This is a genomic window from Micromonospora sp. NPDC051543, assembly GCF_044454415.1.
In the GTDB taxonomy this organism is placed as follows: domain Bacteria; phylum Actinomycetota; class Actinomycetes; order Mycobacteriales; family Micromonosporaceae; genus Micromonospora.
The window spans coordinates 37596-62950 of sequence record NZ_JBITDT010000003.1 but is presented as its reverse complement, the minus strand read 5'-3'; the positions used below and the strand labels follow the sequence as shown (position 1 = coordinate 62950).

Below are 25355 nucleotides of genomic sequence, written 5' to 3'. Positions count from 1 at the left end.
AAGCAACGCTCGCCATTGCCGTCATTGCAATAGACTGTCGGTGAACGCTATGGTGGCAGTGCCGTTGTGGACGACCACCGAGGAGATCACCGTGCCGGGAGGCAGGCTCACCCAGCAGGACCGCCAGCAGATCGCGTCCGGGCTGGCCGACAGCCTCCCGTACGCCGAGATCGCCCGACGCCTCGACCGTCCGACCTCGACCGTCACCCGTGAGGTGCTGCGCAACGGCGGTCCGAACGCCTACCGGGCCGACCTCGCCCACCGCGCCACCGAACGCCGCGCCCGCCGCCGCGTGCCCACCGCCACCCGGACCGGCGAGTCGATCCCGCAGCCGCACGGTCGCGACGCCGAGGCCGTCGCCGAGTACGAGGAAACGTTCACCACCGTCCTCATGGCATCCGGCCTGAACAAGATGGGGGCCCGGGTGCTGACCTGCCTGTTCACCACCGACACGGGCAGCCTCACCGCGGCGGAGCTGGCCCAGCGCCTGCACGTCAGCCCGGCCTCCATCTCCAAGGCCATCAGCTTCCTGGAGAGTCAGAGTCTCGTGCGGCGGGAGCGCGACGAGCGCCGCCGCGACCGCTACGTCGTCGACACCGAACTCTTCTACCAGGCGACGATCGCCAGCGCCCGCGCGAACGACCAACTCGTCGCGACGGCACGCCAGGGCGTCGCCGTCCTCGGCCCGCACACCCCCGCCGCTGCCCGCCTGGAGAACGTCGCCCGCTTCCTCGACTTCATGAGCGAGAGCACCACCCGCGCCGCCGAACAGGCCCGCGCCGTCCTGCACTCCCGGGCCGGAGATTAGTTCCGGTCCGGGCGGTGCCGGGCGTACGCGTCGACGCGCCCCCAGCGTCCTGGAATGTCCAGCAGCGCGATCCGGTCGAAGGCGGACGGCAGCGCGGGATTCACGGCCAGGTGGTCCTCGTGCGGGTCGAGGCCGAGCAGGGTGCGCAGCAGCAGCATCGGCGCACCGCTGGACCACGCCTGCGGGCTGCCGGCGGTGGGATACCGGACCGGGTACCGGGTGGTGCTGCGGTCGAAGCCTCCGAACGCCTCGGGCAGCCGCCCCTGGAAGTAGGTCGCGGCGGACAGGATCCCCTCGGCGATGCGGCCCGCCTCGCTGAGGAACCCGTAACGGCGCAGACCCCACGCGATGAACGAGTTGTCGAACGGCCAGACGGTGCCGTTGTGGTAGCCGAGCGGGTTGTAGCGGCTCTGCCCGGAGGCGAAGGTCCGTACGCCCCAGCCGGAGAAGAGCGCCGGACCCATCAGGTGCTCGACGACCCGCGCGGCCCGGTCGGGCGCCACGATGCCACTCCAAAGCAGGTGGCCGATGTTCGAGGAGAGGCTGTCCACGGGAGTGCCGTCGTGGTCGAGCGCGAGGGCGTAGTAGCCGCGGTCCTCGAGCCAGAAGTCCCGGTTGAAGCGCTCGTACAGCGCCGCCGCCTCGCGTTCCAGCCGCTCGGCGTAGTCGCGGTCGCCCCAGAACGTACGCGCGAGTCGAGCCCCGCGAAGCTTGGCGTCGTAGGCGTACCCCTGGACCTCACACGTCGCCCTCGGGAACCCCGGCAACCGGCCGTCGGCGTAGGAGATGCTGTCCCAGGAGTCCTTCCAGCACTGGTTGTCCAGGCCGGTGGCCCGGTTGCGCCGCTGGTACCAGATGTAGCCGGTGGACGTCAGGTCCGCGTACCGGTCGATCCAGTCCAGGGCCGCGCGAGCCTCCTGCTCCAACTCCATCACCAAGCCGGTGTCGCCGCTCCACCGTTCGTACTCGTCGAGCAGCACCACGAACAGGGGCGACGCGTCGACGGTGCCGTAGTAGGGGGAGTGCGGCTGCTCCTCGAACGCGGCCGACTCCCCGTAGCGCAGCTCGTGCAGGATCCGGCCGGGATCCTCCTCCAGCACGTCGTCGGTCCGGGCACCCTGGAGCGAGGCGAGGATCCGCAGTGTCGGCGGGGCCAGCGACGGCGTGACGGCCAGCGTCTGTAGGCAGGTCAGCAGGCTGTCGCGGCCGAACAGGGTCATGAACCAGGGAAGTCCGGCCGCGGGTACGGCAGCTCCGCTGAGCGACAGCGGCGCGAAGCGCAGCGCCGCGAGGTCCACCAGGCTGCGGTGGTAGACCTGTTGGAGCGTGGCGCTCTCGGTGTCCAGCGTCGGCGCCTGCGCCACCCACTCGCGCACGCTGTCCGGCAGCGTCGACTCGTCCGGGCGTAGAGCGCGCAGGGCGGCGCGCAGGTCGACGCCGTCCGGTCGCAGCGCCCGCATGACCACCTGCAACCGGGTGTCCCACTGCTCTCCGGGTCGCAGTCGCACGGCGTACCGCAGGCCGCGCGCGTCGATGGTGGCCGACTCGCTCGTCGACACGACGACCTCGCGCCGGTACGTCCCACGCCGGTAGCCCACCCGCAGCTCGTTCGGCTCGACGTCGGTGTAGTAGCTGCCCGCCTTGTCCTGGATGTCGAACTTGATCTCGAAGATGTCGGCGAAGTCGGCCTCGACCTCCAGCCGTACGTCGAGGTCCACCACTCCCTGGCCGTAGTTGAAGATCGTCAGCGTCTCGGTCAGGTCCGGGCCGATGCGTCGCCGCCGGATCGCGGACACGTCCGCCTCCACGTAGTCGACGGCCCCGCCCGGCACCACGAAGAACGTGACCTCGTAATACTGGCTGTCGTCCACCGACAGGGCGGCCAACCGCTCGCCATTGACGGTGAGCACCCAGCGGGACAGATAGCGCGTGTCGTTGGCGAACAGCCCCACCGGCGTGGCGGGCGACGACTCCACGTCGCCACTGGCGTCCGACACGATGAAGGTGTTGCCGTCGATGCACGACACCGTGCCCGGGATGTCCCTCACGGCGCACTGGTCGTCGTCGGCTGGTCGGCTTCCGCGCCACCATCGGCCCCGCGGGGAAACAGTCGCCCGATGCGCAACGCCAGGGCGAGGTCGCCGTCGACCAGGATCTCGCCGCGCTCGATCGCCGCCAGTCCGTTCACCTCGCCGCGCGCCATCGACTCGGCCACCTGTGCCGGCACCCTGATGACGGTGTCGGCCGGGTCTCCGCTCTGCGACACCTGTAGCTTGCCGTGGTCGATGACCAGGAGCCACTGCTCCAGGTCGTCCCCGTCGGCGATGTCGAAGCGCACGCTCCCGCACACCTTGCTGAACCGCGGATCCTGGCACGCGGCGGCCAGCCGCTGAAAGAACCCGCTGGTCGCCGTCGTCATCCCACCTCCCCGGCCTGGAAAAGAGCGGACGACGGCTACCCGCTGCGGCCCGTTGCTAACGCCCGTCCGACGGAAATGAACTGTCGCCGTGGCAGGCGTACCGCTCAGAATGTCCGCCGTGGCGAAGGAACAGGTGCTGGCGAAGGTGGCGGCGGATCTGGAGCGCGGGCACGTGCACCCCGCGATGCAACGCCTGGCGAGCCTGACCGCCGCGTACCCCGACGACCTGCAGGTGCGGGCGCGGCGTGCCGCGCTCTACCGGCAGGTGGGCAACGTGATCGAGGCGGGGCGGTGGGGTTTCCTCGGCGAGGACACCGACGCGCGGGAGGTCGCCGCGTTCGAGCGGGCCTACGGGAACGCCTGGCGGCGGCTGCGGGCGTTGCGGGTGACCGCCGACCCCAGCGCCAGACTCGGGCCGGTGGCGGGCGCGCGCTTCGCGCGACTGCTGGAGCAGGCCGGCCGGTACGGGCCCGTCACCTGGACCGATGACGGGCCACGTCCCGAGGAGCCGAGTTCGTGGCAGGACGGGTTGGGCTGCCTGGTGGCGGCGGTGATCGGCGTGGTGCTGGTGGCGCTGTGCGTCGTCGGCCTGGTCACCGTGCTCCGGTGGGTGTTCTAGCCGAGGTCGAAGTCGACCGCGACCGGCGTTCGCCGGACCCGCAGGGGAGTCGCGGCGTCGAAGCTTGCCGCGTCGCGGTGCCACACCGGCTGGGTGTACGCGCAGTCGCAGCGCAGCTTCACCCGCTGCCCGGGGAGCAGCCGCAGGGCGTACGCGTCGCCCACGTCCGCCACGCCGGCCAGGTCCCCGGTCGTCGCGTCGAACGCGATCACCTGGGCGTAGGTGAGCAGCTCGTCGACCCGCACCGCCCCGCTGACAAGCGTGCCGGCGGGTAGCGCCTGGTCGAGGGTCACCGTCTGGTGCGCACGCACCCGCACGCCGCGCGCCTGCGCCCGGGTGCCGACCCCACCGGACCACACGGTCGCATGCCCGTTCGCGGCGAACTGCACGGGCCAGTGGTACGGCCCGAGGCCGGTGATCGTGTAGCGGCCCTCCTCGTCGGTGGTCGGGCCGTGGTCGTCGTACTTCGGATGCGGCACGTACGGCACCACCATGGCCAGCGCGCGAAAGACCGGAGCGCCCGTCGCCGCGTCGGTCACCACGCCGGTGATGGTGCCCGGTGGGTCGAGCCGGATGGTCGGCACGTCGGTCACCGCGCCGGCGGAGACCCGGACCACCCGGGCGCGTTCGCGCTCACCCGTGCCGCCGTGGCGGCCCACCCACTGCCAGCCGTGCGCCGCTGTGTCGTAGGGGCGCACGAGCAGCCGGTACTCCCCGGGAGCCACCCCCTCGGCGACGAGCGTGCCCTGCTCGTCGGAGCAGCCGGCGTACCGACCGAGTTGGTCCTCGCCGATCGTGACCGCCGCCAGCGCCGCGGCGTCCACCGGGACGAGCGTGGCGCAGGCCCGGGTCACCGGAGCGCCCGTGGCGGCGTCGCGGACCACGCCGCGGACGCTGCCGGGCGCGGGTGGCGCGGTTTCGGGGGTACGCGCCAGAGCCGGCGCGGCGGCCTCCACGACGAGCACCGCGACGGTGATGGTGGTGGTCAGTCTGCGCAGGAGGGTAGGGCTCACAGGCGTGCTCCTCGCGGCGACGGAACGGGGGTTCGCCGACGGTAACGGAGCGTTGCTGATCCAAATCGGTCAATGTCGTGATGCCGACTGAAGGCGCGCCGGCTAGCGGCTGATCAGCGTTTCGTTCCGGACACGCCGCCCGGTGCGGCATGGGTGGCAAGCCATGCCGGCGGCAAGGTGAGGGTGTGGAACCACTCGCGCGGCACCTGATCGAAATACGGTCCCCTGAGGACCGGCTTTCCGCCGCCGAAGCGGTCGGCGGCCGCGGCGGCTCGCCTGACGCTGAAGCGCCAGCCGCCCGTTGCTCGCGAGGTGATGATTCTGCCACCACGGGCGATACCGACGTTACGGTTCGGATTTGGTCGGGTGCTGGTCTTCCAGATGCTGCCCTTGAAGTGGACGATGAAGTCGATCTGGGACCACGGTTCGCGCATCGCGGGCCGGCCGTACTCGTCCGGGCCCAGGTAGACGCCCTGCTCGTCAACGGCGAAGAGCAACTCCTGCCGGACCGCGCGGCCGACGCGGCCCCGCATCAGGGCGAGCATGGTCGCCTCGAACCCCAGCCCGATGATGAAGAACATGTAGCGCTCGGACAGGTCCTGTAGGCCGATCACCACGGCCGTCATCGGCAGAGCGCTGTACAGCGCCAGCGTGAGCCCGGTCAGGATGCGGCTCTGTCGAACCTCGTATGCGCCATCCATCTTCACGATTACAAGATAGTGGCGATCATCAACAAGGTCGTGATCGGTGTTCTCCCTCAATTCGGGCGCATGAGGCGGATCCAGCGCATAGCGTCACGGTGGCGGCTCACGGCCGCCCGCGCCGGTAGCCCCCGGCGCTCGCGCCGACCGGAGGGGACCGGCTCATGGACCGGGTCGACAACATGCTCCTGCCAGCGCTGGACGGCCCGGTGCCGACCGCGGCGACGCGGGCGCTGGGTCTGCTGAGCCTGGCCCTGGGCGTGGGCGCACTGGCCGCGCCCCGGACCCTGGCCCGCCTGACCGGCGTCGACGACTCACCTGCCGCGCAGGCCGTGATCCCCGCCGTCGGAACGCGGGAGGTGATCCACGCCGTCGGTCTGCTCGCCGGCCGCCGCCCGGCCGGCTGGGCGTGGACCCGGGTCGCCGGTGACGCCCTCGACCTGACCCTGCTGGGCCGGGCGATGGCCGACCGGCGGGGTGAGCGACGCCGTCGCCTGGCCCTGACCACGGCCGCGATCGCCGGCGTCACCGCCCTGGACGTCGCCACCGCGATCGCCGCCGGGCGTGCCCGCCGGGCCCGGGCGCGGATGATCCGGATGGAGATCGCGGTGACGGTCAACCGTTCGCCCGCCGAGGCGTACCGGTTCTGGCGTGACATGGAGAACCTGCCCCGGTTCATGGCGCACCTGGAGTCGGTACGCGCCGACGACCTGCGCCTCTCGCACTGGGTCGCCCGTGGGCCGGCCGGTCGCCGCGTCGAGTGGGACGCCGAGATCATCGACGATCAGCCGAACAGGTCGATCACCTGGCGGTCGCTGCCCGGCAGCCGGGTGGCGAACGCCGGTCGGGTCGCGTTCGTACCCGCTCCGGGCGACCGCGGCACCGAGGTCCGGGTGCAACTGCGCTACGCGCCACCGGCGGGCGCGCTCGGCCGGGCCGTGGCGAAGCTCTTCGGCGAGGAGCCCGAGCAGCAGGTCCGCGACGACCTGCGCCGGTTCAAGCAGGTGCTGGAGGCCGGCGAGGTGGTCCGCTCCGAGGGCAGCCCGAACGGCATCTCCGTACGCCAGCAGGCGATGCAGCGGCCCGCGCAGCCGCTGCCGGCGTCCCGTCGCTGACCACCGGATCCGAAGGGAACGCGAAATGAAGGCCACCGCCTGGATGGGCACCGACACCGTCAAGGTGATCGACGTGCCCGATCCGACGATCATGAATGCCCGGGACGCCATCGTGCGGGTCAGCACCACCGCGATCTGCGGCTCCGACCTGCACCTCTACCACGGCTACATCCCCGCTATGCGCAAGGGCGACATCCTCGGCCACGAGTTCATGGGCGAGGTGGTGGAGGTCGGGCCGCAGGTCCGCAACCTCAAGCCCGGCGACCGGGTGGTGGTGCCGTTCCCGATCGCGTGCGGGCACTGCTCCTCCTGTCAGCGCGGCCTCTACTCGGTGTGTGAGAACTCCAACCCCAACGCCGGCATCGCCGAGAAGGTCATGGGCCACTCGCCGGCCGGCATCTTCGGCTACTCCCACCTGCTCGGCGGGTACGCGGGCGGCCAGGCCGAGTACGCGCGGGTGCCGTTCGCCGATGTCGGCCCGCTCAAGGTGCCCGACGAGATCCCCGACGACCAGGCCGTCCTGCTCGCCGACGTCTTCCCGACCGGCTACATGGGCGCCGAGATGTGCGACATCAAGCCCGGGCAGGTCATCGCGATCTGGGGCGCGGGACCGGTAGGGCTGCTCGCCGCGGCCAGCGCCCGGCTGCTCGGCGCGGAGCGGGTGATCGTCATCGACCGGTTCCCGTATCGGCTGCGGCTCGCCGCCGAGCACGCCGACGCCGAGACGATCAACTACGAGGACGTCGACGTACTGGACACCCTCAACGAGATGACCGCCGGTCGGGGCCCGGACGCGTGCATCGACGCGGTCGGCCTGGAGGGCCACCACGGCAACTCCGCCATGTACGCGTACGACCGGGCCAAACAGGCCACCCGGACCGAGACGGAACGGCCGTTCGCGTTGCGGGAGGCGATCCTGGCGTGCCGATCCGGGGGAGTCGTGTCGGTCGTCGGCGCGTACGGCGGTTTCGTCGACAAGTTCCCGATGGGCGCGTTCATGAACCGGTCACTGATCATGCGGACCGGCCAGTGCCATGTGCAGCGTTACACCCGCCCGCTGCTGGAGCGCATCCAGCGCGGCGAGATCGACCCCAGCTTCATCGTCAGCCACCGCATGCCGCTGCGCGACGCCCCCAAGGGCTACAAGATCTTCCAGAAGAAGCAGGACGACTGCACCAAGGTGCTCCTCAAGGTCTGACCGCCGCCCAGCTCCCGCGATCTTGCACTTTCTGCGGCGACACAAGGGGCATACCACCCCATGTCGACAACCGAAACCGCAAGATCGGCGCGAGGGGGGTGGCGCGTTTGTGGTCTGTGGGCTCGGGAACGCGGCTCGTTCGTTCCGGAGACGGGAGGGAGCGGATCATGGAGTACGAGCAGATGATCGCGACCGTACGACAGCGCGGAGGGCTCGGGGAGAACGAGGCCGTTCGCTCGGTGCAGGCCGTCCTGTCGGTGCTCGGCGAGCGGCTCGCCGGACAGGAGGCCGACAACCTGGCGGCACAGTTGCCCGATCGGCTGAACGGGTCCGTCACCCGCAACCCGCAGGGACGCCGGTGGGACGTCGAGGAGTTCCTGAAGAAGGTCGGCGACCGTGAGCAGGTGTCGAACGCGGACCAGGTGCGTCAACACGCCCAGGTGGTGCTGAACACCGTCGCCGAGGCGCTCGACGACGACGACCGGCACGACCTGCTGGCCCAGTTGCCCGGCGGCATCACCGACCTCTTCGGTGTCCCCACCCCACGCGGCTGAGCGCGGTCACGCTCTCAACGGGCGCGGACCCCGGCCTCCACGGTCAGGGTCCCCGCCTCGGCGTCGATGGTGGCGGGCGCACCGAGCGGGACGGTGAGCTGCCCGGGGCCGTGCCCCAGGCGGAGCCCGCCCAGGACGGGCACGCCCAGGTCGTACAGGCGGTCCTTGAGCACCGCCGCCGCGTCCCAGTCGCCAGCGCCGCCGACGCTGTTGGTGATCTGACCGATGACCACCCCGGCAACCCGGGACAGCACGCCCACCCGGCGCAGCTCGGTCACCATCCGGTCGATGCTGTACGGAGCCTCGTCCACGTCCTCGAAGAACAGGATCGCGTCGTCGAACCGCGGCGAGTCCGCCGCGCCGAGCGACGTGGAGAGCATCGTCAGGGTCCCGCCGAGCAGCGGGCCCGACGCGAGCCCCGGCACCACCACCGGGGCGGCCGTCTCGGCTGGGTCCCTGGTGATCGTGACGGGCGCGGTGGTCATCACCGCGCTCCGCAACGCCTCTGCCGACTCGGGGCCGGTGCGGCTGTCGCTCCAGTTGACCATCGGACCGTAGAAGGTGATCAGCCCGGTCTCGCGCCAGAGTCGGCCGTGGATGCTGGTGATGTCACTGAAGCCCACGACCACCCGGGGGTCGCGGCGCAGGCCGGACACGTCGATCTCATCGACGATCCGCTGCGTGCCGTAACCGCCACGGGCGGCGAAGACGGCGCGTACGCCAGGGTCGTTGAGCGCGGCGTTCAGGTCGGCCAGTCGCTGCGCGTCGGTGCCGGCCATGTAGCCGTACTTCGCGTAGACATGCTCGCCCAGCTCCACCTCCAGACCCCAGCTCCGCAGGATCTCGATGCCGCGCGCCATGTTCGTCGGGTTGGGAGTGCCTCCGGGAGACACGACCCGGACCCGGTCCCCGGGCGCCAGCGCCGGCGCCCGCAGCGCCCGTCGCGTCTTCGGCTCGGGCGCGGTGTGCGCGGATGCGGCGTCCGCATGGCCGGCGAGCGTCACCGCGCCGGCGGCTGCCGTTCCCATGCCCAGCACGCGACGACGCGACAGGGGCGGCCGAGCGGATGTGCGGGTCGGGACGGGATCCGCGCCGGGATCGGCCACAGTTGCCTCCATCGTCATCGACGTGCGACGTCCGAGCCGCTACAGCCTATGACGATGGTCGATGTCATGGGGGGTCCACAAAGGACGCCAGGGTCGTCAGGGAATCGGCCACTCGTGCACCGGACGGTTGCTGTGCATCAGCTCCACGTAGTGCCGCACCACCTCGCGCAGCGCCTCCGGCCGGTCCAGGTGATCGGTGGACTCCAGCCGGTGCAGCGTCGCCACCTGCCAGGTCGCGCCGTTGCGGTTGGTCAGGCAGCGCTGCTCGATCACGCCCAGCAGGCGGTCCCGCTCGGTCGGGTCGAGGCCCCACCGGTCCAGGCCGTGGTGCGCCATCGGCAGCAGCCGGCGCAGTACCAGCTCGGTGACCGGCAGGTAGCCGAGGCCGGGCCAGAAGACCTGCGCGTCGATGCCGTGCCGGGCACAACTGGTGAAGTTCTCCTCGGCGGCGCTGAACGACATCTGTGACCACAGGGGCCGGTCCGACTCGGCCAGGGCGCGGACCAGTCCGAAGTAGAACGCGCCGTTGGCGATGGTGTCCAGCACGGTCGGCCCAGCCGGCAGCACCCGGTTCTCCACGCGCAGGTGCGGCCGGCCGCGCGACACGTCGTACACCGGACGGTTCCAGCGGTAGATCGTGCCGTTGTGCAGCCGCAGCTCGGCGAGGTTCGGCACCTCGCCGGCCGCCAGGGTCTGCGCCGGGTCCTGCGGGTCGCACACCGGCAGCAGCGCCGGGAAGTAGCGGACGTTCTCCTCGAACAGGTCGAAGACACTGGTGATCCAGCGTTCGCCGAACCAGACTCTGGGGCGTACCCCCTGGGCTTTTATCTCTTCCGGCCGGGTGTCGGTGGCCTGCTGGAAGAGCGGGATGCGGGTCTCGCGCCACAGCTCCCGACCGAACAGCAGCGGCGCGTTCGCCCCGAGGGCCACCTGGATGCCGGCGACCACCTGGGCGGCGTTCCAGTAGTCGGCGAACTGCGCCGGGCTGACCTGGAGGTGGAACTGGGTGCTGGTGCAGGCCGCCTCCGGGGTGATCGTGTCGGCGGTGACCGCCAGACGCTCCACCCCGGAGATGGCGATCGGCAGGTCCTCGCCGCGCGCCGCGAAGATCTGCTCGTTGAGCAGCTTGTAGCGCGGGTTGGCCGACAGCGTCTCGGCGGTGAGGTGCTCGGGACGCAGCGTCGGCAGGATGCCGATCATGACCATGTGCGCGCCGACCGTACGGGCCTTCTCCTCGGCGGCGTTGAGGCTGGCCCGCACGTCCTCCTCGAAGTCCAGGGTTCCCGTGCCGGTCAGCCGGCGCGGTGGCACGTTGATCTCGATGTTGAACTGGCCCAGCTCCGTCTGGAAGCTCGGATCCTCGATGGCCGCCAACACGTCGGCGTTGCGCATGGCCGGATTCGACGCCTCGTCCACGAGGTTCAGCTCGATCTCCAGCCCTGTCATCGGCCGGTCGATGTCGAACCGCGACTCCCGCAGCATCTCGGCGAAGACATCGAGGCAGCTCCGCACCTTTTCCCGGTAGCGGGCCCGATCCTCCCGACTGAAGGTCCGTACGCCGACATCCTCGCCCATGGTCACCGCCCTGTCACCGCTGGTCCCCCCTAACCTCGCACGCGGCCGTGCGGGCGGGGAAGACCCGAGGGTTCTTTCCTACCCAGTGGTGAGCCCAGTGACCCCTGTCGCACGCTGTGTGGTCGGCGAGGGCGCGAACGGCCGGCACCGCTAGCATTACCGCCCGAGAGGTGGTGGCGTCCGGATGCGCGAGAAGGTGACCCGGCTGTTCGTCGCGGCGGCGATCGCCGAGGCCTGCTCCTGGCTGGCCCTGCTGGTCGGGATGGCCGTCAAGTACGGTCCGCCCGGCAACGAGCTGGGCGTCAAGATCTTCGGTCCGATCCACGGCGGCCTGTTCATCGCGTACGGGTTGCTGGTGCTCGCGGTGGCGCGGCTGCGCCGCTGGAGCCTGCCGGTGACCCTGGTGGCGTTGGCGTGCGCCGTGCCGCCGTTCGCCACCGTGATCTTCGAACGCTGGGCACACCGCCGGGGCATGCTCGGCGGCGACCGGCAGCCGACCCGCGAGCCCGCCCCAGTCGGCTGACCGGCCCCGGCCGAGCGCTCAGGTCAGCGCGGAACAGGCCACGACGCCGGCCAACAGCAGAGCGCCGATCATCGCCTGCAACAGCAGCGGCGGTCCCAGGTGTGACCAGAGGGTCGCGGTACGCGGGGTGAGCAACTGCCCGGTGGTCAGGTTGACGATGCGCTCGATCCGCGGCGGCAGCTCCGGGTCGCGCTGCGGGCGCAGGGTGAGCTGCACCTGGTCGGCCGGGTGCAGGGCGCTCTGCGGCAGATGCCCGTGCAGCTCGACCTCGCAGAGCTGACCGGCGGTGTTCCGCAGGCGCACCGGGGTGACCAGGTACTCCGGGCCCTGCTTCAGCTCCTTCCAGCGCCGGCGGGCGCCACCGCCGCCGAAGGAGAACAGCGCGCGCAGCAGCAGGGCCGGCAGCCGGGCGAACGCGGCAGCGGCGAGCACCGCGACCAGCACCGGTTGGCCGACGCGGACCTCACGGGTGTAGCCGTCCAGCAGGCGGATCAGCCGTCCCGTGACGATCCGCTCCGTCGGGTGCACGATCCGCCGGGTATCGAGTCCGCTGTCCATGTCCACCACCGAGAGTCCGCTTGTGTTCACTGATCGTATCGATGTCCTCGGTTGAACGACGTGAATGAAACCTGGTCACGGGCTCACGCCCGCGAGGTGACATCCCGGGCGACGGGGGTAAGCGGGCGGTCGAGCTGGAAAGGGGTCGAGCATGCAGCTGTCCTTCCTGCGCCCGCTCTACGACCGACCCGGGCCGTGGTGCTCGGTGTACCTGGACGCCTCAGCGGACACCGAGGACGCCCACCCCGCGCTGGACCTGCGCTGGCGCGCCCTGGAACGCCGCCTGGCCGAACAGGGGGCGGACGAGGCGAGCGTCGCCGCGCTGGACCGGGTGATCCGAGGTCACGACCCGATGGTCGGGGACTACGGCCTGGCGGTCTTCGCCAGCCACGGTCGGGTGGTGCTCTCCGAGTACCTGTCCGCGCCGCCGCTGCGCGACCTGGCGAGTTTCGGGCCGTTGCCGCACGTCATGCCGCTGCTCGCCCAACGCGGCGAACAGGTGGCGTGGGTCCGGGTGGTCGCCGACCGTACCGGAGGCGACGCCGTCGCGGTCAGCGCGGGCGGCGTACCCCGGCGAGCGCACGTCGCCGGCCGGGAGAGCTTCCCGCTGCGTCGGGTCCAGCCCGGCGGGTGGTCGCAGTCGCGCTACCAGCGGGCCGCCATGGAGGCGTGGCACCAGAACGCCGGCGACGTCACCGCCGCGACCGTGGAGCTGGCCGACCGCGTCGGCGCGGACGTCGTGGTGGTGGCCGGTGACGTCCGGGCCACCGGGATGATCGCCGCGCAGATGCCGCCGCGCTGGCAGGACCTGGTCGTCCGTACCGACGCGGGCTCGCGGGCCGGCGGCGCCGACCAGAGCATGCTGGACGACCTCACGGTGCAGACCATCGCCGAGGTCGCCGACCAGCGGATCACCGCCGCGCTGGACAAGTTCGGCGTGCAGGAGGACGTCGGCGCGGGACTCGACGCGGTCGTGTCGGCCCTGCAACGCAACCAGGTCGACACGATGCTCATCGTCGACGACCCGTCGGCCAACGGCGAGCTGTGGATCGGCCCCGAGCCCACCGAGATCGCCGTCGACCCGTCCCAGTTGAGCGCGATGTCGGTCGGCGACCCGCAGCGGGTCCGCGCCGACGCGGCGCTGGTCCGGGCCCTGGTGGGCACCGACGCGGCGTTGACGGTGCTCGGCGCGGACGAGGCGCCGCAGCTCACCGACGGCGTCGGCGCGGTCCTGCGCTACGTCGACGAAGGCACCCCTGGACGCGGCAATGGCTGAGCGCCGGGTCGCGGACCTGGTGGTCGAGCGGATGCGGGCCTGGCGGGTGCCGCGCGCCTTCGGCTACCCCGGAGCGGCGATCGCCCCGCTGGTCGAGGCGCTGGAGGACGCCGGGGGCGACCCGGCGTTCATCCCGGCCCGGCACGAGGAGACCGCCTCGTTCATGGCCACCGGGCACGCCAAGTTCACCGGCGGCATCGGGGTCTGCCTCGCCACCCAGGGACCGAGCGCGGTCCAACTGCTCAACGGCCTGTACGACGCCAAGCTCGACAGCAAGCCGGTCGTGGCGATCGTCGGCGAGGACGTCACCGGGCCGCTGGGCGGCGCGCACCAGCAGATCGGGTTGAGCCGGCTCTTCGGCGACGTGTGCAACCAGTTCGTCCGGTACGGCCGCAGCCCCGCGTCCGTACCCGTGCTCCTGGACCAGGCGTTCCGCACCGCGGCGGCGACGCGGAGCCCGACGTGCGTGGTGCTGCCGCGGTACCTCCAGGAGGCCCTGGTGCCGGACCTGGGGACGCACGCGGCGGGCGTGATCACGGCGACCCCCGGTGAGCCGCTGGCCCGGGTGCTGCCGCACGAGGTGGACCTCGACGCCGCCGCGCAGGTGCTCGGCAACGGCCAGCGCACCGCGATCCTGGTCGGCCAGGGTGGTCGGGGCGCCGCCGCCGAGATCGTCGAGCTGGCCGACCGCCTCGGCGCCGGGGTGGCGACGTCCCTGCTGGGCAAGCCGATCCTGGACGAGCGCCTGCCCTTTCACGCCGGAGTGCTCGGGGAGGTCGGCACACCGGCCGCCGCCGAGCTGATGGGCGGCTGTGACACGCTGCTGCTGGTCGGCACGAACGACCCGTGGACCGACTACTTCCCGATGCCCGACCAGGCCCGCACCGTGCAGATCGACATCGACGGCACCCGCATCGGCAGCCGCTACCCGGCCGACGTCCCGCTGGTCGGTGACGCCACCGAGACGCTGCGGGCACTGCTGGAGCGGGTGCCCGCCCGGCCGCACCAACAGTGGCGCGCGACGGTGGAGAGCACCGTCGACCGCTGGCGAGCGACCGCCGCCGACCGGGCCGCCGCGCCGGCCGAACCGATCAACCCGCAGCTCGTCCTCCAGGAACTGTCCACGCGGGTGCCGCACGCCGGGTCGGTGGCGGTCGACGTCGGCTCGGTCCTCTACTGGTACGCCCGGCATCTCGTCCTGCCGCCCGGGGTGAACGCGCAACTCTGCGGCACCCTCGGTTCGATGGGCTGCGCCCTGCCGTACGCGGTGGCCGCCAAGCTCGCGGCCCCCGACGCGCCGGTGGTCGCGCTGCTCGGCGACGGTGCCATGCAACTCAACGGCCTCGCCGAGATGATCACGGTGTCGCACCACTGGCAGGACTGGGCCGACCCACGGTTGGTGGTGCTCGTGCTCAACAACCGCGACCACAACGGCATGGGCGGTGGACGGGAGTCGTCCGGGGACCCGATGGTCCGCCGCCCCGACGTCCCGTACGCGGGCTGGGCCCGGCTGCTCGGGCTGCACGGCGTCCGGGTGGACCGTCCGGAGTTGGTCGGCGCGGCCTGGGACGAGGCGCTCGCCGCGGACCGGCCCTGCGTCCTGGAGGCCGTGGTAGACGCGACGGTCTCGTTGGCGCCCCCGGAACCGGCCTTCGCCGACCTGCGTGGCCTGTACGACGAGGGGGAGCCGGCTCGGCGAGTCCGCGAGCAGGTGGAGCAGGCCGTGGCCGTCGAGGATCTCGTTTAGGCACATCCGACCAGGGCATCAGTAGCGGCCCGACGACCCTGGAGGTCCCATGCCGGAGCCCGCCGACCGCCGCTATGGTCCCGCGCCCCTGCCGCAGCCGCGCGGCCCGCTGTCGGCGGCGGTGACCGAAGCGCTGCGCCGCGCGCCGTACGACCTGCCGGCGTACCTCGGCGTCGACCTCGACCCGGCGGACCCGCTGACCGACGAGGACCTGCAACTGACCCTGTTCCTCTGCTACGAGCTGCACTACCGGGGCTGGCAGGGCGTCGACGAGGGCTGGGAGTGGCAGCCCACCCTGCTGGCCCTGCGGGCCCGAGCCGAACGCCCCTTCGAGGTGGCGCTGCGCCGGCTGGCCGACGTACCGGCGGTGCCGGCGGACGGCGTCGCGGCCGGGCTGGCCGAGCTGGTCGCGGCCGACGACGGGCCGTCGCTGGCCGCCGCGCTCCAACGTCGTGCCGACCTCACCCAGTTCCGCGAGTTCGTCGCCCACCGCTCGGTCTACCACCTGCGCGAGGCGGACCCGCACAGCTGGGCGTTGCCGCGCCTGGGCGGTCCCGCCAAGGCCGCTCTCGTGGAGATCCAGACCGACGAGTACGGCAACGGGCGGCTGGACCGGATGCACGCCGAGCTGTTCCGGCGCACCCTCGACCGGCTGGGCCTGGACACCGGCTACGGCGCTCACCTGGACGTGGTGCCCGCCGTGACGCTGGCGACCAACAACCTGATGTCCCTGTTCGGGCTGCACCGACGGCTGCGCGGGGCGCTGCTCGGGCACCTGGCGGCCTTCGAGATGACCTCGTCCCTGCCGAACCGCCGCTACGGCAACGGGCTGCGCCGCCTCGGCTTCGACGAGGTGGCGACCCGCTTCTACGACGAGCACGTGGAGGCGGACGCGGTGCACGAGCAGATCGCCGCGCACGACCTGTGCGGCGGCCTGGTCCGGACCGAGCCGGCGCTCGCCCCGGACGTGCTCTTCGGCGCGGCGGCGGCGCTCGCGGTGGACCGGCTCTTCGCGGCGCACCTGTTGGACAGTTGGGCGGCCGGCCGCAGCTCGCTGCGAGCACCCGCCCCACCCATCCCGCCGCCGACCGTCCCGCTCGTCGGGTCGACCCCAGGGGCTGCGGTGACCCCCGTGGCTCCGCTGGCACCTATCGCGCTCGTCTGATCCGACCTCACCGGGTCCGCCGGGTCCGGTTCAGCCCTCGCGGGTGGTGCCCGCCCGGAAGTTGACCATCTTGTGGGTGCCGTCGCAGAACGGCTTGAGCGCCGACTTGCCGCAGCGGCACAGCGCCACCGTGCCCCGGCGGGCGTCGATCCGCTCGCCATCGGGGGTCACCAGGGCGAAGTCGCCGCGGACGAGCAGTGGACCGTCCTCGTACGGGGTGATCGTGGCGGCGGCGGGCTCGCTGGTGTCGTCGGTGCGCATGGGCCCCGATGTGCCCGCCCCAGCCCCGGTGAAACCTGCGCGGCCGATCGCCGGTGATGACCGGCGCACCCCGCTGACCAGCGGATTGTGACCGCCGGGTGGGTGATGCCCCGTTTGAACCCCATCGGGACGGGAAGCCGGGCCGCGTGGTGAGCGAACGAGGCAAGGTGGGGCCGGTGCACAAGGTGCACAAGGGGCTCACGGCCGAGGGTGCCGGTCTGGCCGGCGACCGGGTCGTGGCCCAGGGCAGCGCCGCCCGGGTGCTGGTCGCCGCCACCGCCCGGGCGCTGCGGGGCGCGGACTGCGCCGACCTCGGGCACACCGGGCCGATCTCGCGGTTCCCGACGGCGCCCGAGCCGGTACGGCGGGCCGCGGCGACCCGGGCCGCCGGGCGGGTCGCCCTCACCGTCGACCAGATCGCTGAGGTGGACGCGGCCCGGGTGGCACGCTGGTTCGTCGACCAGTACCCGCGCGGCAGCTACCCGGGGGTGCTCATCGGGTCGCCGCACGGCGCGGTCGCCCACCTGGCGGTCGCCCTCGGCGTGCCGTGGCTACCCGCCGGCTTCGAGATGACCGTGCACTGGAGCGACGGGGCCGTGGACCGTCCCCGGGAGGCGCTGGCGCACGGGGGCGCGCTCGCCGAGCGGCTGGTCGGCGGCAACCCCGACGTGCACCTGCGCCAGGTGCACTGCCCGGCCAGCCGGGGAACCCTCACCGGCGTCACCGTGTCGCTGGCCGCCCGCTGGAGGTCGCTGCCGGCCGCGTACGCGCAGTTCCTGACCGACCGGCTGAGCGCCGACGCCCCGGTGCTGCTGGTGCGGGACGCGCGCACGTGGCCGGTGCTGGAACGCGGGCCCGGGCACAGCTTCCAGGTCGGCTGCCCGGCGAGCGGACTGGACCCGGTGGACTTCCACCCCGACAGCCACGCCCTGCGGCAGGTCCTGCGGGCGGTGGGCGGCGACGCCGCCCGGTGGGCACCGCCGGAGGTGTCGGTGCCGTCGGGCGACGCCGAGTACGGCATGGACCCCGGATTCGAGCTCGCCGCCCGGGACTTCGCGGGCCGTCACGGGCGCCCGCTGCACCGGGTGCTGGTGCCCCGGCCGGGAGCGTTGAGCGCCGCAGTGGCCGACCTCTACCGGCGCTGGTTGCGGGCCGCCGGCAAGACCGGTGACCGGTTGGTGGTGGAATGCGGTCGGCTGCTCGATCCGTGGCAGGTGGTGCGGGCGGGGCTGGTGCCGTACTGGTGCGAGAACGCCACCCGCCGCAGCGTGGACGAGGCCGAGTGGTGGCTGGCTGGCAGCGAGGAGTTCAGCTCGGTGGACGTCCTGCCCGAGCCGCCCGGCATGCGCTCGCCCGCCCTGGCCGGGCTCCCGCAGTGGTTGGCGGTGGCGGGCTTCGGCCGACGACGCCGGGCGCTGGACCGGACCTCCGCGCGGGGCTATCCGGTGACGTCCGTGCCGACGCGCCGGGCCACCGAGGTCATGCGCGCCCAGCCGTACGACCTGCCCGTCCCGCCCCCGCTGGGGGTCGCAGAGGCCCTCTCGGTGCTCCGTGACACCGGCGGCCACCAGGGGTTGCTCGTCTCCTGAAGGGGAGGACGCCGAAACTTCCTCGCGAACCCGGGGTCCCGTGATTGAGTACCTACGGAGCGGGAACATCGCTGGCTGCGACGACCTGATCGCGCTGCGTAGAGATGTTGTCGCCCGCTGGCATCCCAGTCACTGACCCACTTTCCGGCCCGGTGCGTGGCTCGACCACGCGCACGACCGGTTTCCCGATCCGGGCGGGGGACCTTCCTGAGGGAGGCGCGGATGTTCGGACAGACGAGCACGACCACGACCACACCACCACCCACCGAGCGTGGTCTGGAGGACCTCGACGCGGCGGCGCTGGCGTACGCGGCCCGGATCGAAGGGCTGCCGCCGGAGCGGCGACAGGAGGCGCGGGACGACCTGGTCCGCTTCGCGCTGCCGTTCGCCGGCCGGCTGGCCCGTCGTTACCGGGGGCGGGGCGAACCGCTGGAGGATCTGGAGCAGGTGGCCCGCCTGGGGCTGGTCAACGCCGTCGACCGGTACGACCCGGAGCGGGGTTCGTTCACGGCGTACGCGGCGATCACCATCGTGGGCGAGATCAAGCGCCACTTCCGGGACCGTACCTGGGGCGTGCACGTGCCCCGGCGGCTGCGTGATCTGATCCTCGAGGTGGGGCAGGCCACCGCCGCGCTGACCAGCGAGTTGTCCCGCGCGCCGTCGGTGGCCGAGCTGTCGGCCCGGCTGGAGACGCCGGAGGAGGAGATCCTCGCGGCGTTGGAGTCGGCGGCCGGCTACAGTCCGGCGTCGCTGAACGCGCCGGTCGGCGGAGAGAGCTCCGCGGAGTTCGGCGACCTGGTCGGCGAGTCGGACAACGCCCTCGAATCGGTCGACGACCGGGTGACGGTGAGCGGTCTGCTGCACCGGCTGCCCTGGCGTGAGCGCCGCATCCTCGCCATGCGCTTCTACGGCAACCAGACCCAGGCGGAGATCGCCGCCCGGTTCGGCATCTCGCAGATGCACGTGTCCCGCCTGCTGTCGCGGGCGCTGACCTGGCTGCGGCAGGCCATGCTCGCCGACGCCCCACCGCCCTGGCAGAACGGCGCCGCCGAACCGGATCCGGGCAAGACCCGCATCTCCGTACGGCAGAACGGTGACCGGGTGGTCGTCGAGGTCGGCGGCGAGGTCGACCGCGACGGCGCGGACCAGCTACGCCGCGCGATGTTGGAGGCCGTCACCGGCCAGCCGAGCGAGGTCGTCGTCGACCTGGTCGGGGCGGGCGGGTTCGACGCCGGCGGGATCGCCGCGCTGGTGGCGGGGCGGGAGGCAGCCGAGCGTACCGGCGTGCCGTTGCGGCTGACCCGGGTGCAGCCGGCGGTGCGCCGCTCGCTCACCGCCGCCGGGCTCCCGCCCGCCCGGGACTGATCCGCCGACGACCGCAAGGGGCCCGACACCGGAGGAGGTGTCGGGCCCCTTGGCGCGTACCGACTCTCAGCGGTCCTCGGTCTCACCGCCGTCGCTGTGCGGGTGCCGCCAGCGTTCGTGCGGCTTCGGCGCGTCCTGCGCGTCCTGCGGCGCGTCGCTCTGCTCGAAGCTGGGCCGCCGTACGCCCTCGGGCACCGGCACGTCCACCGGGCGGGCGCCGGACTCGGGCGCCGGGTGGTAGCGCGCCGCCTCCGGGGCGCCGTGCGCGCCCTCGGGGGCGGGCGACTCCGGCGCGTGGTGTTCGAGGTGTATCTCGTCGCCGAACTGCTGGGGCGGCTTCGTGGTGCGCTGCGGCAGGTCCCGGCCCAGGTCGGCGACGAGTGGGCCGTACTTCAGGTCGAACGCCGGCCGCTCGGAGCGGATGCGGGGCATCTTGTCGAAGTTGCGCAGCGGCGGCGGGCAGGTGGTCGCCCACTCCAGCGAGTTGCCGAAGCCCCAGGGGTCGTCCACCGTGACCATCGCCCCGTACCGCCAGGACTTCCAGGCGTTGTAGATGAAGAAGAGCGTGGACAGGCCGAGGATGAACGCGAAGATGCTGGAGATGGTGTTCAGCGTGGTGAAGCCGTCGGTGGGCAGGTAGTCGGCGTACCGGCGGGGCATGCCCTCGGCGCCCAGCCAGTGGTGCACCAGGAAGGTGCCGTGGAAGCCGATGAACATCGTCCAGAAGTGGGCCTTGCCGAGCCGCTCGTCGAGCAGCCGCCCGGTCATCTTCGGCCACCAGAAGTAGTAGCCGCCGAAGAGCGCGAAGACCACCGTGCCGAACACGACGTAGTGGAAGTGCGCCACCACGAAGTAGCTGTCGTGGGTGTGGAAGTCCGCGGGCGGGCTGGCCAGCAGCACCCCGGTCAGGCCGCCGAGAAGGAACGTCACCAGGAAGCCGATGGCGAACAGCATCGGCGTCTCGAAGGTGAGCTGCCCCTTCCACATGGTGCCGATCCAGTTGAAGAACTTCACTCCGGTGGGCACCGCGATCAGGTAGCTCAGGATGCTGAAGAACGGCAGCAGCACCTGCCCGGTGGCGAACATGTGGTGCGCCCACACCGTCATGGACAGCACGGTGATGGCGATGGTGGCGAGCACGATCCCGGTGTAGCCGAACAGCGGCTTGCGGGAGAACACCGGGATGATCTCGGTGATGATGCCGAAGAACGGCAGCGCGATGATGTAGACCTCGGGGTGCCCGAAGAACCAGAACAGGTGCTGCCAGAGCATCGGCCCGCCGGTGGCGGGGTCGTACACGTGCGCGTTGAGCAGCCGGTCGGCCGAGAGCGCCAGCAGCGCGGCGGCCAGCAGCGGGAACACGAGGATCACCAGCACGCTGGTGAACAGCATGTTCCAGGTGAAGATCGGCATCCGGAACATGGTCATGCCGGGCGCGCGCAGGGTCAGGATCGTGGTGATCAGGTTGACCGCGCCGAGGATGGTGCCCAGGCCGGAGACGACCAGGCCGAGCACCCACATGTTCGCGCCCACGCCGGGGCTGTGGTCGACGTCGCTCAGCGGGCTGTACGCGGTCCAGCCGAAGTCCGCCGAGCCGCCCGGCGTGATGAAACCGCCGATCACCATGAGGCCGCCGAACAGGTACAGCCAGTACGCCAGCGCGTTGAGCCGGGGGAACGACACGTCCGGCGCGCCGATCTGGATCGGCACGATGAAATTGGCGAATCCGAAGGCGGCGGGCGTGGCGAACAGCAGCAGCATCACCGCGCCGTGTGAGGTGAAGAGCTGGTTGTACTGCTCGGAGGAGAGGAACTGCAGGCCCGGCCGGGCCAGCTCGGCGCGCATGAGCATCGCCTGTAGGCCCGCCACCAGGAAGAACCCGAAGGAGGTCAGCAGGTACAGCACACCGATCTGCTTGTGGTCGGTGGTGGCGAGGAACTTGATCAGGGAGTTGCCGGGGACCGGCGTCCGCAGTGCCCCGGGAAAGCCCCCGAAGCGGGCCGGTGCCAGGATCGCCGGGCCCCGATCGCGAACGGGTTCCGTGGTTACCCGCTTGGGCATGGCTGCTCACCCCGTCGTGACGGCAGAAAGGACGGGCGTGCCTACCCGACCCTTGCACCATGTAACCAGGCTTAAGCGGTGAATTCGGTCAGATCGCTGGTACCGGTCGAAGTGCCCCGCAGCCTCAGGTCGCCGGCAGCATCGCCCAGACGGCCTTGCCCTGACCCGCCGGCACGCTGCCCCACCGCTGCGCCAGCTCGCGGACCAGCAGCAGCCCCCGGCCACCCTCGGCCCGCAGGTCCAGGCTGGCGGGTTGGGCCGCCGCCGGGCTGCCGTCCACCACGGCCAGGTGCAGGTACGGCCGCCGCAGCGTCACGGTCACCTGCATGGGGGTGCCCACGTGCCGGACGACGTTGCCGACCAGTTCGGTGAGCACGAGAGCCGCCGGGCCGGCCGCGTCGGGCAGGTTCCACCGGGCGCACGCTTCGCCGACCAGCTCCCGGGCTCGCCGGCATGCCTCCGCCACCGGCTCCAACCGGGCGCGGATCCGCAGTGCTCCCTGCGCGCCGGCCACCCTCGTCGCCTCCGCGCAGTCCTGCGAGACCGGAACCACCCGGCACGTCGTCGACTCGGCCAGCCACCGGGCGGCGGCCGGCGGCGGGGCGCAGAGCACCACCGGCACGGCCGGCCACTCCTCGGCACGCCGGGCCGTCGCCGCGAAGACCGACAGCGCCAACCGGTCCCGCACGATCACGTGGGCGAGGTCGACCACCAGCGCCTCCGGCTGGGCCGCCAACGCGCCATCCAGCGCCTGGTGCACCGACCGCATGGTGCCCAGGTCCAGGGCGCCGGTGAGCCGGACGACCGCCACCGGTGCCGTGTCGCGCACCTCGCAGGTGATCCGGCTGGCCATCGGGGCGCCCTCGATTCGCTTGTGGGTCGGGATCTGCCCACTACCCGAGGTTCCGCCCCAGCAAACCGGACCGATCGGCCAGGGCGACGGGGCTCACGGTCGCCGGAGCCGCGCGGTCAGCAGACCCAGCGCGATCAGACCGAGACCCAGGCCGAGGTGCAGCCAACCGTCGGCGGCGTTGACCGGCAGGACGTTCGCGCCGGTGTCGTGGTCCACCGCCAGTCCGTAGAGCCAGAGCACCAGGTAGACCGCGCCGCCGCCGACCAGGAAGGTCCGCGCGCCGCCGACCGTCCGCGCCAGCGCCAGGCCGACGACCCCGAACAGCAGGTGTACGAGGTTGTGCAGCACCGACACCTGGAAGGCGCCGAACAGGAACGCGCCCGAGGTGTGCCCCGCGAAGCGCAGGTTCTGCGTACCGCTGGTGATCCCGGGGACGAAGCCGAGCACACCGATCAGCAGGAACACGACGGACGCGGTGCTGGCCGCGCGGCGTACCGGCGGCTTGCCGTCGGCCGGGTTGGCCCGGGCCCGGGAGTGCGCCATCGGTCCGACCATCACCGGCTCCTCGCTGCGCGGCAGGCGTACGAGTGCGCCTACCCGTCGCCGCCGGGGGCAAACGCGCCGGCGGCGACCGTGCGGCTCAGACCGGTTGCAGGCGGGGCGCGCTCGCCAGCTCGCGGACCCGCTGGTACAGCTCGACGTAGCGCTGGGCCATCACCGCGGGCGTGAACCGCTGTGCCGCGACCCGGCGGCACTCGTGCGGCTCGAGTAGGTCCGCGGCCAGCACCAGGTCGGCCAGCTCGTCCTCCTCGTCGGTGAGCAGGCCGGTACGTCCGTGCTCGATCAACTCGGGCAGGCAGCCCCGGGAGGTGGCCACCACCGGCGTACCCAGGGCCAGCGACTCGACCACGGCCGTGCCCCCCGGCTCCTCCCAGCGCAGCGGGAACAGCGAGGCGCGAGCGCTGGCCAGCAGGTCGTCGCGCTCCTGCCCGGCCACGGTGCCGACCCAGCGGACCAGGTCGCCGTCGACGTGCGGCGCCACCTCGTCGAGGAAGAACCGTACGTCCGGGTTCTGCCGGGCCTCGTCGCCCGCCGCGGCCAGATCGGCCGGGCGGTGGTACGGCCCCACGGGACCGGCCAGCACCAGCGGTACGCCGATCCGCCGCGCGAGCCGCGCGCCGACGTCCTGCCCCTTGCCCGGGTTGATCCGACCGAGGATGAGCAGGTGGTCGCCCTTGGGCGGACCGGGTCGACGGTCGGCGTCCACGGCCAGCGGGGTGGACAGGTGCACGTGACCCACCGAGTGCTCCCGCAGCGCCAGCGGCGCCCGAGCCAACTGCGACGCCGAGACGCCGTTGACCCGGACCCGGTCGCCGCCGTCGAGAGTGCCGTAGAGCGCGGGGTGCTTGGCCAGGTCCCAGTGCAGGGTGTGCAGCACCGGCGGCCCGGACGGTCCCATCGCGGTGAGCGTGGCCAGCCCGACCGCCTCCACGTGGTCGTGCACCAGGTCGATGTCGTCGCGGGAGTGCAGCTCGCGGACCACCCCGGCGAGGTGCGCCTGCGCGATGCCACAGACCTGGTTGTAGGGCCGTTGCAGCGCGCCGAACTGCCCGTCGGCGAAGACCGACACCTTCTCGTCCACCGGCAGGGCGCTGGACTCTACCGAGGCGAGCACCACGCGTACGCCGAGCCGGCGCAGCTCCGGCACCAGGGTCGCGATCACGTTCTCGATGCCCCCGTAGCCGGGTGGGGGCACCGACAGCCACGGGCCGGCGTTCATCAGCACGGTGAGGCTCATCGGGGGTCCTTTCGTACCCGGGCGGTGGCCGGTCGACGAACCGGGGCGCTCACGCGGCCGCCACCCGTCGGCGGGGGAGCCGGTGGCGCAGCTCGGCCAGCGGCGGACGCTCCTCGATGGACACGTCGCTGACCACGACCTCCCGGTCGAGGTTGGGCAGGGTGTCGGACCCGCCCCGGCGGAACTGGGTCAGCAGCGCCTCCGGCATCAGGCCGGGGGTCGCCCAACCGCGTCGTTGGAGCCGGGACCACGCGGTCAGCATGATCTGCGCGGACATCCGGCCCAGCGCCGCCGTGTCCTGGTGACGGTGCTTGCGTTCGCCCAGGTCGACCTGCGCCAGCGCGTCCAGACCGACCAGGTCCAGCAGGTCGATCATCATGGCGGTCTCCACGCCGTACCCGGAGACGAACGGCACCCGGGCCAGCACGTCGCGGCGGCCGGCGTACTCACCGGCGAGCGGCTGCACGAAACCGGCCAGTTCGGGCCAGAAGAGATTGAGCAGCGGTCGGGCCATCAGTTCGGTCACCCGCCCGCCGCCGTCCTGTTCCACGGTGGCGGATCCGACGAGCGGGCGGTGGTAGAAGCCCTTCACGAAGTCCACCGACGGGTCGGTGAGCAGCGGCCCGAGCAGGCCGGTGACGAAGTGCGGGCGGAACTCCCGCAGGTCGGCGTCGATGAACGCCACCACGTCACCCCCGGCGGCGGCCAGCCCCGCCCAGAGCGCGTCGCCCTTGCCGGTGAGCCGGGGCAGGCCCCGGGTCATCGCGTCCTGGCTGACCACCTCCGCGCCGGCGGCCCGGGCCACCTGGGCGGTGCGGTCGGTCGACCGTGAATCCACCACGATCAGCTCGTCGACGAGCGCGACCCGATCCATCAGGTGTTCCCGGATGGTCGACACGATCGCGCCGACCGTCGCCTCCTCGTTGCGTGCCGGCAGCACCACGCTGACCCGGCTCGCGCCCTTGGCACGCAGCAACCGGCGTGCCGGCCAGTCCGACGCCGACGTGGTCCGGTACGTGGCCCACGCCTCCACTACCGGTGACACGGTCGT

24 protein-coding genes are annotated in these 25355 nt (G+C 72.3%); 11 read left to right on the top strand and 13 right to left on the bottom strand.

Translation table 11 applies throughout. The features are described from left to right. Positions 1-91 precede the first annotated feature (91 nt). On the top strand, positions 92-808 hold the full coding sequence (locus ACIA3K_RS05975) for a helix-turn-helix domain-containing protein (RefSeq protein ID WP_396799770.1): 717 nt from the start codon (positions 92-94) through the stop codon (positions 806-808). Here ACIA3K_RS05975 and ACIA3K_RS05970 read toward each other — a convergent pair. Both ACIA3K_RS05970 and ACIA3K_RS05965 read right to left on the bottom strand, forming a co-directional pair. Further along, positions 805-2847 (bottom strand): glycogen debranching N-terminal domain-containing protein, encoded by a 2043-nt coding sequence (locus ACIA3K_RS05970; protein WP_396799769.1) that lies wholly within the window; start codon positions 2845-2847, stop codon positions 805-807. The genes ACIA3K_RS05975 and ACIA3K_RS05970 overlap by 4 nt on opposite strands. Positions 2848-2852: 5 nt before the next feature. Next, positions 2853-3227, bottom strand: coding sequence for an SCP2 sterol-binding domain-containing protein (locus ACIA3K_RS05965; protein ID WP_396799430.1), 375 nt, complete (start codon positions 3225-3227; stop codon positions 2853-2855). A gap of 118 nt (positions 3228-3345) precedes the next feature. On the opposite strand from ACIA3K_RS05965, the gene ACIA3K_RS05960 reads away from it, so the two are divergent. Beyond that, a complete protein-coding gene (locus ACIA3K_RS05960) occupies positions 3346-3846 on the top strand; it encodes a DUF6584 family protein (protein ID WP_396799429.1) in 501 nt (166 codons plus the stop codon). Here ACIA3K_RS05960 and ACIA3K_RS05955 read toward each other — a convergent pair. Together ACIA3K_RS05955 and ACIA3K_RS05950 are read right to left on the bottom strand one after the other, a co-directional pair. Then, positions 3843-4859 (bottom strand): collagen binding domain-containing protein, encoded by a 1017-nt coding sequence (locus ACIA3K_RS05955; protein WP_396799428.1) that lies wholly within the window; start codon positions 4857-4859, stop codon positions 3843-3845. The two genes, ACIA3K_RS05960 and ACIA3K_RS05955, sit on opposite strands and share 4 nt — an antisense overlap. 113 nt (positions 4860-4972) lie before the next feature. Then, on the bottom strand, positions 4973-5566 hold the full coding sequence (locus ACIA3K_RS05950; RefSeq protein ID WP_396799427.1) for a hypothetical protein: 594 nt from the start codon (positions 5564-5566) through the stop codon (positions 4973-4975). Positions 5567-5724: 158 nt separating this feature from the next. On the opposite strand from ACIA3K_RS05950, the gene ACIA3K_RS05945 reads away from it, so the two are divergent. The 3 genes from ACIA3K_RS05945 (at position 5725) to ACIA3K_RS05935 (ending at position 8427) form a co-directional block, all read left to right on the top strand. Further along, positions 5725-6675 (top strand): SRPBCC family protein, encoded by a 951-nt coding sequence (locus tag ACIA3K_RS05945; protein ID WP_396799426.1) that lies wholly within the window; start codon positions 5725-5727, stop codon positions 6673-6675. 25 nt (positions 6676-6700) lie between these two features. Next, a complete protein-coding gene (locus ACIA3K_RS05940) occupies positions 6701-7873 on the top strand; it encodes a zinc-dependent alcohol dehydrogenase (protein ID WP_396799425.1) in 1173 nt (390 codons plus the stop codon). 167 nt (positions 7874-8040) lie between these two features. Then, the gene (locus ACIA3K_RS05935) at positions 8041-8427 is read left to right on the top strand and encodes a DUF2267 domain-containing protein (protein ID WP_396799424.1); all 387 of its coding nucleotides are present in this window, start codon (positions 8041-8043) and stop codon (positions 8425-8427) included. Positions 8428-8441: 14 nt separating this feature from the next. Here the strand turns inward: ACIA3K_RS05935 and ACIA3K_RS05930 are convergent, their stop codons facing one another. Both ACIA3K_RS05930 and ACIA3K_RS05925 read right to left on the bottom strand, forming a co-directional pair. Next, positions 8442-9455 (bottom strand): LD-carboxypeptidase, encoded by a 1014-nt coding sequence (locus ACIA3K_RS05930; RefSeq protein WP_396799423.1) that lies wholly within the window; start codon positions 9453-9455, stop codon positions 8442-8444. A 174-nt stretch (positions 9456-9629) separates the two neighbouring features. Then, a complete protein-coding gene (locus ACIA3K_RS05925; protein ID WP_396799422.1) occupies positions 9630-11108 on the bottom strand; it encodes a glutamate--cysteine ligase in 1479 nt (492 codons plus the stop codon). Between the two features lie 184 nt (positions 11109-11292). Here ACIA3K_RS05925 and ACIA3K_RS05920 point away from each other — a divergent pair, with 184 nt between their 5' ends. Next, positions 11293-11631, top strand: a complete 339-nt coding sequence (locus tag ACIA3K_RS05920; protein ID WP_396799421.1) for a DUF3817 domain-containing protein — start codon at positions 11293-11295, stop codon at positions 11629-11631. Positions 11632-11649: 18 nt separating this feature from the next. On the opposite strand, the gene ACIA3K_RS05915 is transcribed toward ACIA3K_RS05920, so the two are convergent. Beyond that, complete coding sequence (locus ACIA3K_RS05915) at positions 11650-12198, bottom strand: hypothetical protein (RefSeq protein WP_396799768.1); 549 nt, start codon at positions 12196-12198, stop codon at positions 11650-11652. 142 nt (positions 12199-12340) lie between these two features. Between ACIA3K_RS05915 and ACIA3K_RS05910 the strand changes: the two genes are divergently transcribed. Genes ACIA3K_RS05910 through ACIA3K_RS05900 form a run of 3 tightly spaced genes read left to right on the top strand, consistent with a single transcriptional unit; the run spans position 12341 to position 16377 of the window. Further along, the gene (locus tag ACIA3K_RS05910; RefSeq protein ID WP_357122008.1) at positions 12341-13465 is read left to right on the top strand and encodes a Vms1/Ankzf1 family peptidyl-tRNA hydrolase; all 1125 of its coding nucleotides are present in this window, start codon (positions 12341-12343) and stop codon (positions 13463-13465) included. Continuing rightward, positions 13458-15212 carry a thiamine pyrophosphate-binding protein gene (locus tag ACIA3K_RS05905; protein WP_396799420.1) on the top strand — a complete coding sequence of 585 codons (1755 nt, stop codon included), beginning with the start codon at positions 13458-13460 and terminating at the stop codon, positions 15210-15212. The genes ACIA3K_RS05910 and ACIA3K_RS05905 overlap by 8 nt, the downstream gene beginning before the upstream one ends. Before the next feature lie 49 nt (positions 15213-15261). Then, positions 15262-16377, top strand: coding sequence for an iron-containing redox enzyme family protein (locus ACIA3K_RS05900; protein WP_396799419.1), 1116 nt, complete (start codon positions 15262-15264; stop codon positions 16375-16377). A 30-nt stretch (positions 16378-16407) separates the two neighbouring features. Here the strand turns inward: ACIA3K_RS05900 and ACIA3K_RS05895 are convergent, their stop codons facing one another. Further along, complete coding sequence (locus tag ACIA3K_RS05895) at positions 16408-16638, bottom strand: CDGSH iron-sulfur domain-containing protein (protein ID WP_396799418.1); 231 nt, start codon at positions 16636-16638, stop codon at positions 16408-16410. A 176-nt stretch (positions 16639-16814) separates the two neighbouring features. Here ACIA3K_RS05895 and ACIA3K_RS05890 point away from each other — a divergent pair, with 176 nt between their 5' ends. Then, positions 16815-18227 carry a hypothetical protein gene (locus ACIA3K_RS05890; protein ID WP_396799417.1) on the top strand — a complete coding sequence of 471 codons (1413 nt, stop codon included), beginning with the start codon at positions 16815-16817 and terminating at the stop codon, positions 18225-18227. Between the two features lie 222 nt (positions 18228-18449). Then, the gene (locus tag ACIA3K_RS05885) at positions 18450-19592 is read left to right on the top strand and encodes a SigB/SigF/SigG family RNA polymerase sigma factor (RefSeq protein ID WP_355052419.1); all 1143 of its coding nucleotides are present in this window, start codon (positions 18450-18452) and stop codon (positions 19590-19592) included. Positions 19593-19658: 66 nt separating this feature from the next. On the opposite strand, the gene ctaD is transcribed toward ACIA3K_RS05885, so the two are convergent. The 5 genes from ctaD to ACIA3K_RS05860 form a co-directional block, all read right to left on the bottom strand. Further along, positions 19659-21653, bottom strand: a complete 1995-nt coding sequence (gene ctaD / locus ACIA3K_RS05880; protein WP_396799416.1) for a cytochrome c oxidase subunit I — start codon at positions 21651-21653, stop codon at positions 19659-19661. A 124-nt stretch (positions 21654-21777) separates the two neighbouring features. Beyond that, a complete protein-coding gene (locus tag ACIA3K_RS05875) occupies positions 21778-22506 on the bottom strand; it encodes an ATP-binding protein (RefSeq protein WP_396799415.1) in 729 nt (242 codons plus the stop codon). Positions 22507-22599: 93 nt separating this feature from the next. Then, entirely contained in the window at positions 22600-23061 is a 462-nt protein-coding gene (locus tag ACIA3K_RS05870; RefSeq protein WP_396799414.1) for a DUF4383 domain-containing protein, read from the bottom strand. Positions 23062-23146: 85 nt separating this feature from the next. Next, entirely contained in the window at positions 23147-24304 is a 1158-nt protein-coding gene (locus ACIA3K_RS05865) for a glycosyltransferase (RefSeq protein WP_396799413.1), read from the bottom strand. A 49-nt stretch (positions 24305-24353) separates the two neighbouring features. Next, complete coding sequence (locus ACIA3K_RS05860) at positions 24354-25337, bottom strand: glucosyl-3-phosphoglycerate synthase (RefSeq protein WP_396799767.1); 984 nt, start codon at positions 25335-25337, stop codon at positions 24354-24356. Between the last annotated feature and the right edge of the window lie 18 nt (positions 25338-25355).

Coding starts and splice junctions, on each gene's coding strand:
- ACIA3K_RS05965 (WP_396799430.1), bottom strand. CDS start 3,227: ATGACGACGGCGACCAGCGGGTTCTTTCAGCGGCTGGCCGCCGCGTGC.
- ACIA3K_RS05945 (WP_396799426.1), top strand. CDS start 5,725: ATGGACCGGGTCGACAACATGCTCCTGCCAGCGCTGGACGGCCCGGTG.
- ACIA3K_RS05940 (WP_396799425.1), top strand. CDS start 6,701: ATGAAGGCCACCGCCTGGATGGGCACCGACACCGTCAAGGTGATCGAC.
- ACIA3K_RS05935 (WP_396799424.1), top strand. CDS start 8,041: ATGGAGTACGAGCAGATGATCGCGACCGTACGACAGCGCGGAGGGCTC.
- ACIA3K_RS05930 (WP_396799423.1), bottom strand. CDS start 9,455: ATGGGAACGGCAGCCGCCGGCGCGGTGACGCTCGCCGGCCATGCGGAC.
- ACIA3K_RS05925 (WP_396799422.1), bottom strand. CDS start 11,108: ATGGGCGAGGATGTCGGCGTACGGACCTTCAGTCGGGAGGATCGGGCC.
- ACIA3K_RS05920 (WP_396799421.1), top strand. CDS start 11,293: ATGCGCGAGAAGGTGACCCGGCTGTTCGTCGCGGCGGCGATCGCCGAG.
- ACIA3K_RS05910 (WP_357122008.1), top strand. CDS start 12,341: ATGCAGCTGTCCTTCCTGCGCCCGCTCTACGACCGACCCGGGCCGTGG.
- ACIA3K_RS05905 (WP_396799420.1), top strand. CDS start 13,458: ATGGCTGAGCGCCGGGTCGCGGACCTGGTGGTCGAGCGGATGCGGGCC.
- ACIA3K_RS05900 (WP_396799419.1), top strand. CDS start 15,262: ATGCCGGAGCCCGCCGACCGCCGCTATGGTCCCGCGCCCCTGCCGCAG.
- ACIA3K_RS05895 (WP_396799418.1), bottom strand. CDS start 16,638: ATGCGCACCGACGACACCAGCGAGCCCGCCGCCGCCACGATCACCCCG.
- ACIA3K_RS05885 (WP_355052419.1), top strand. CDS start 18,450: ATGTTCGGACAGACGAGCACGACCACGACCACACCACCACCCACCGAG.
- ctaD (WP_396799416.1), bottom strand. CDS start 21,653: ATGCCCAAGCGGGTAACCACGGAACCCGTTCGCGATCGGGGCCCGGCG.
- ACIA3K_RS05875 (WP_396799415.1), bottom strand. CDS start 22,506: ATGGCCAGCCGGATCACCTGCGAGGTGCGCGACACGGCACCGGTGGCG.
- ACIA3K_RS05870 (WP_396799414.1), bottom strand. CDS start 23,061: ATGGTCGGACCGATGGCGCACTCCCGGGCCCGGGCCAACCCGGCCGAC.
- ACIA3K_RS05865 (WP_396799413.1), bottom strand. CDS start 24,304: ATGAGCCTCACCGTGCTGATGAACGCCGGCCCGTGGCTGTCGGTGCCC.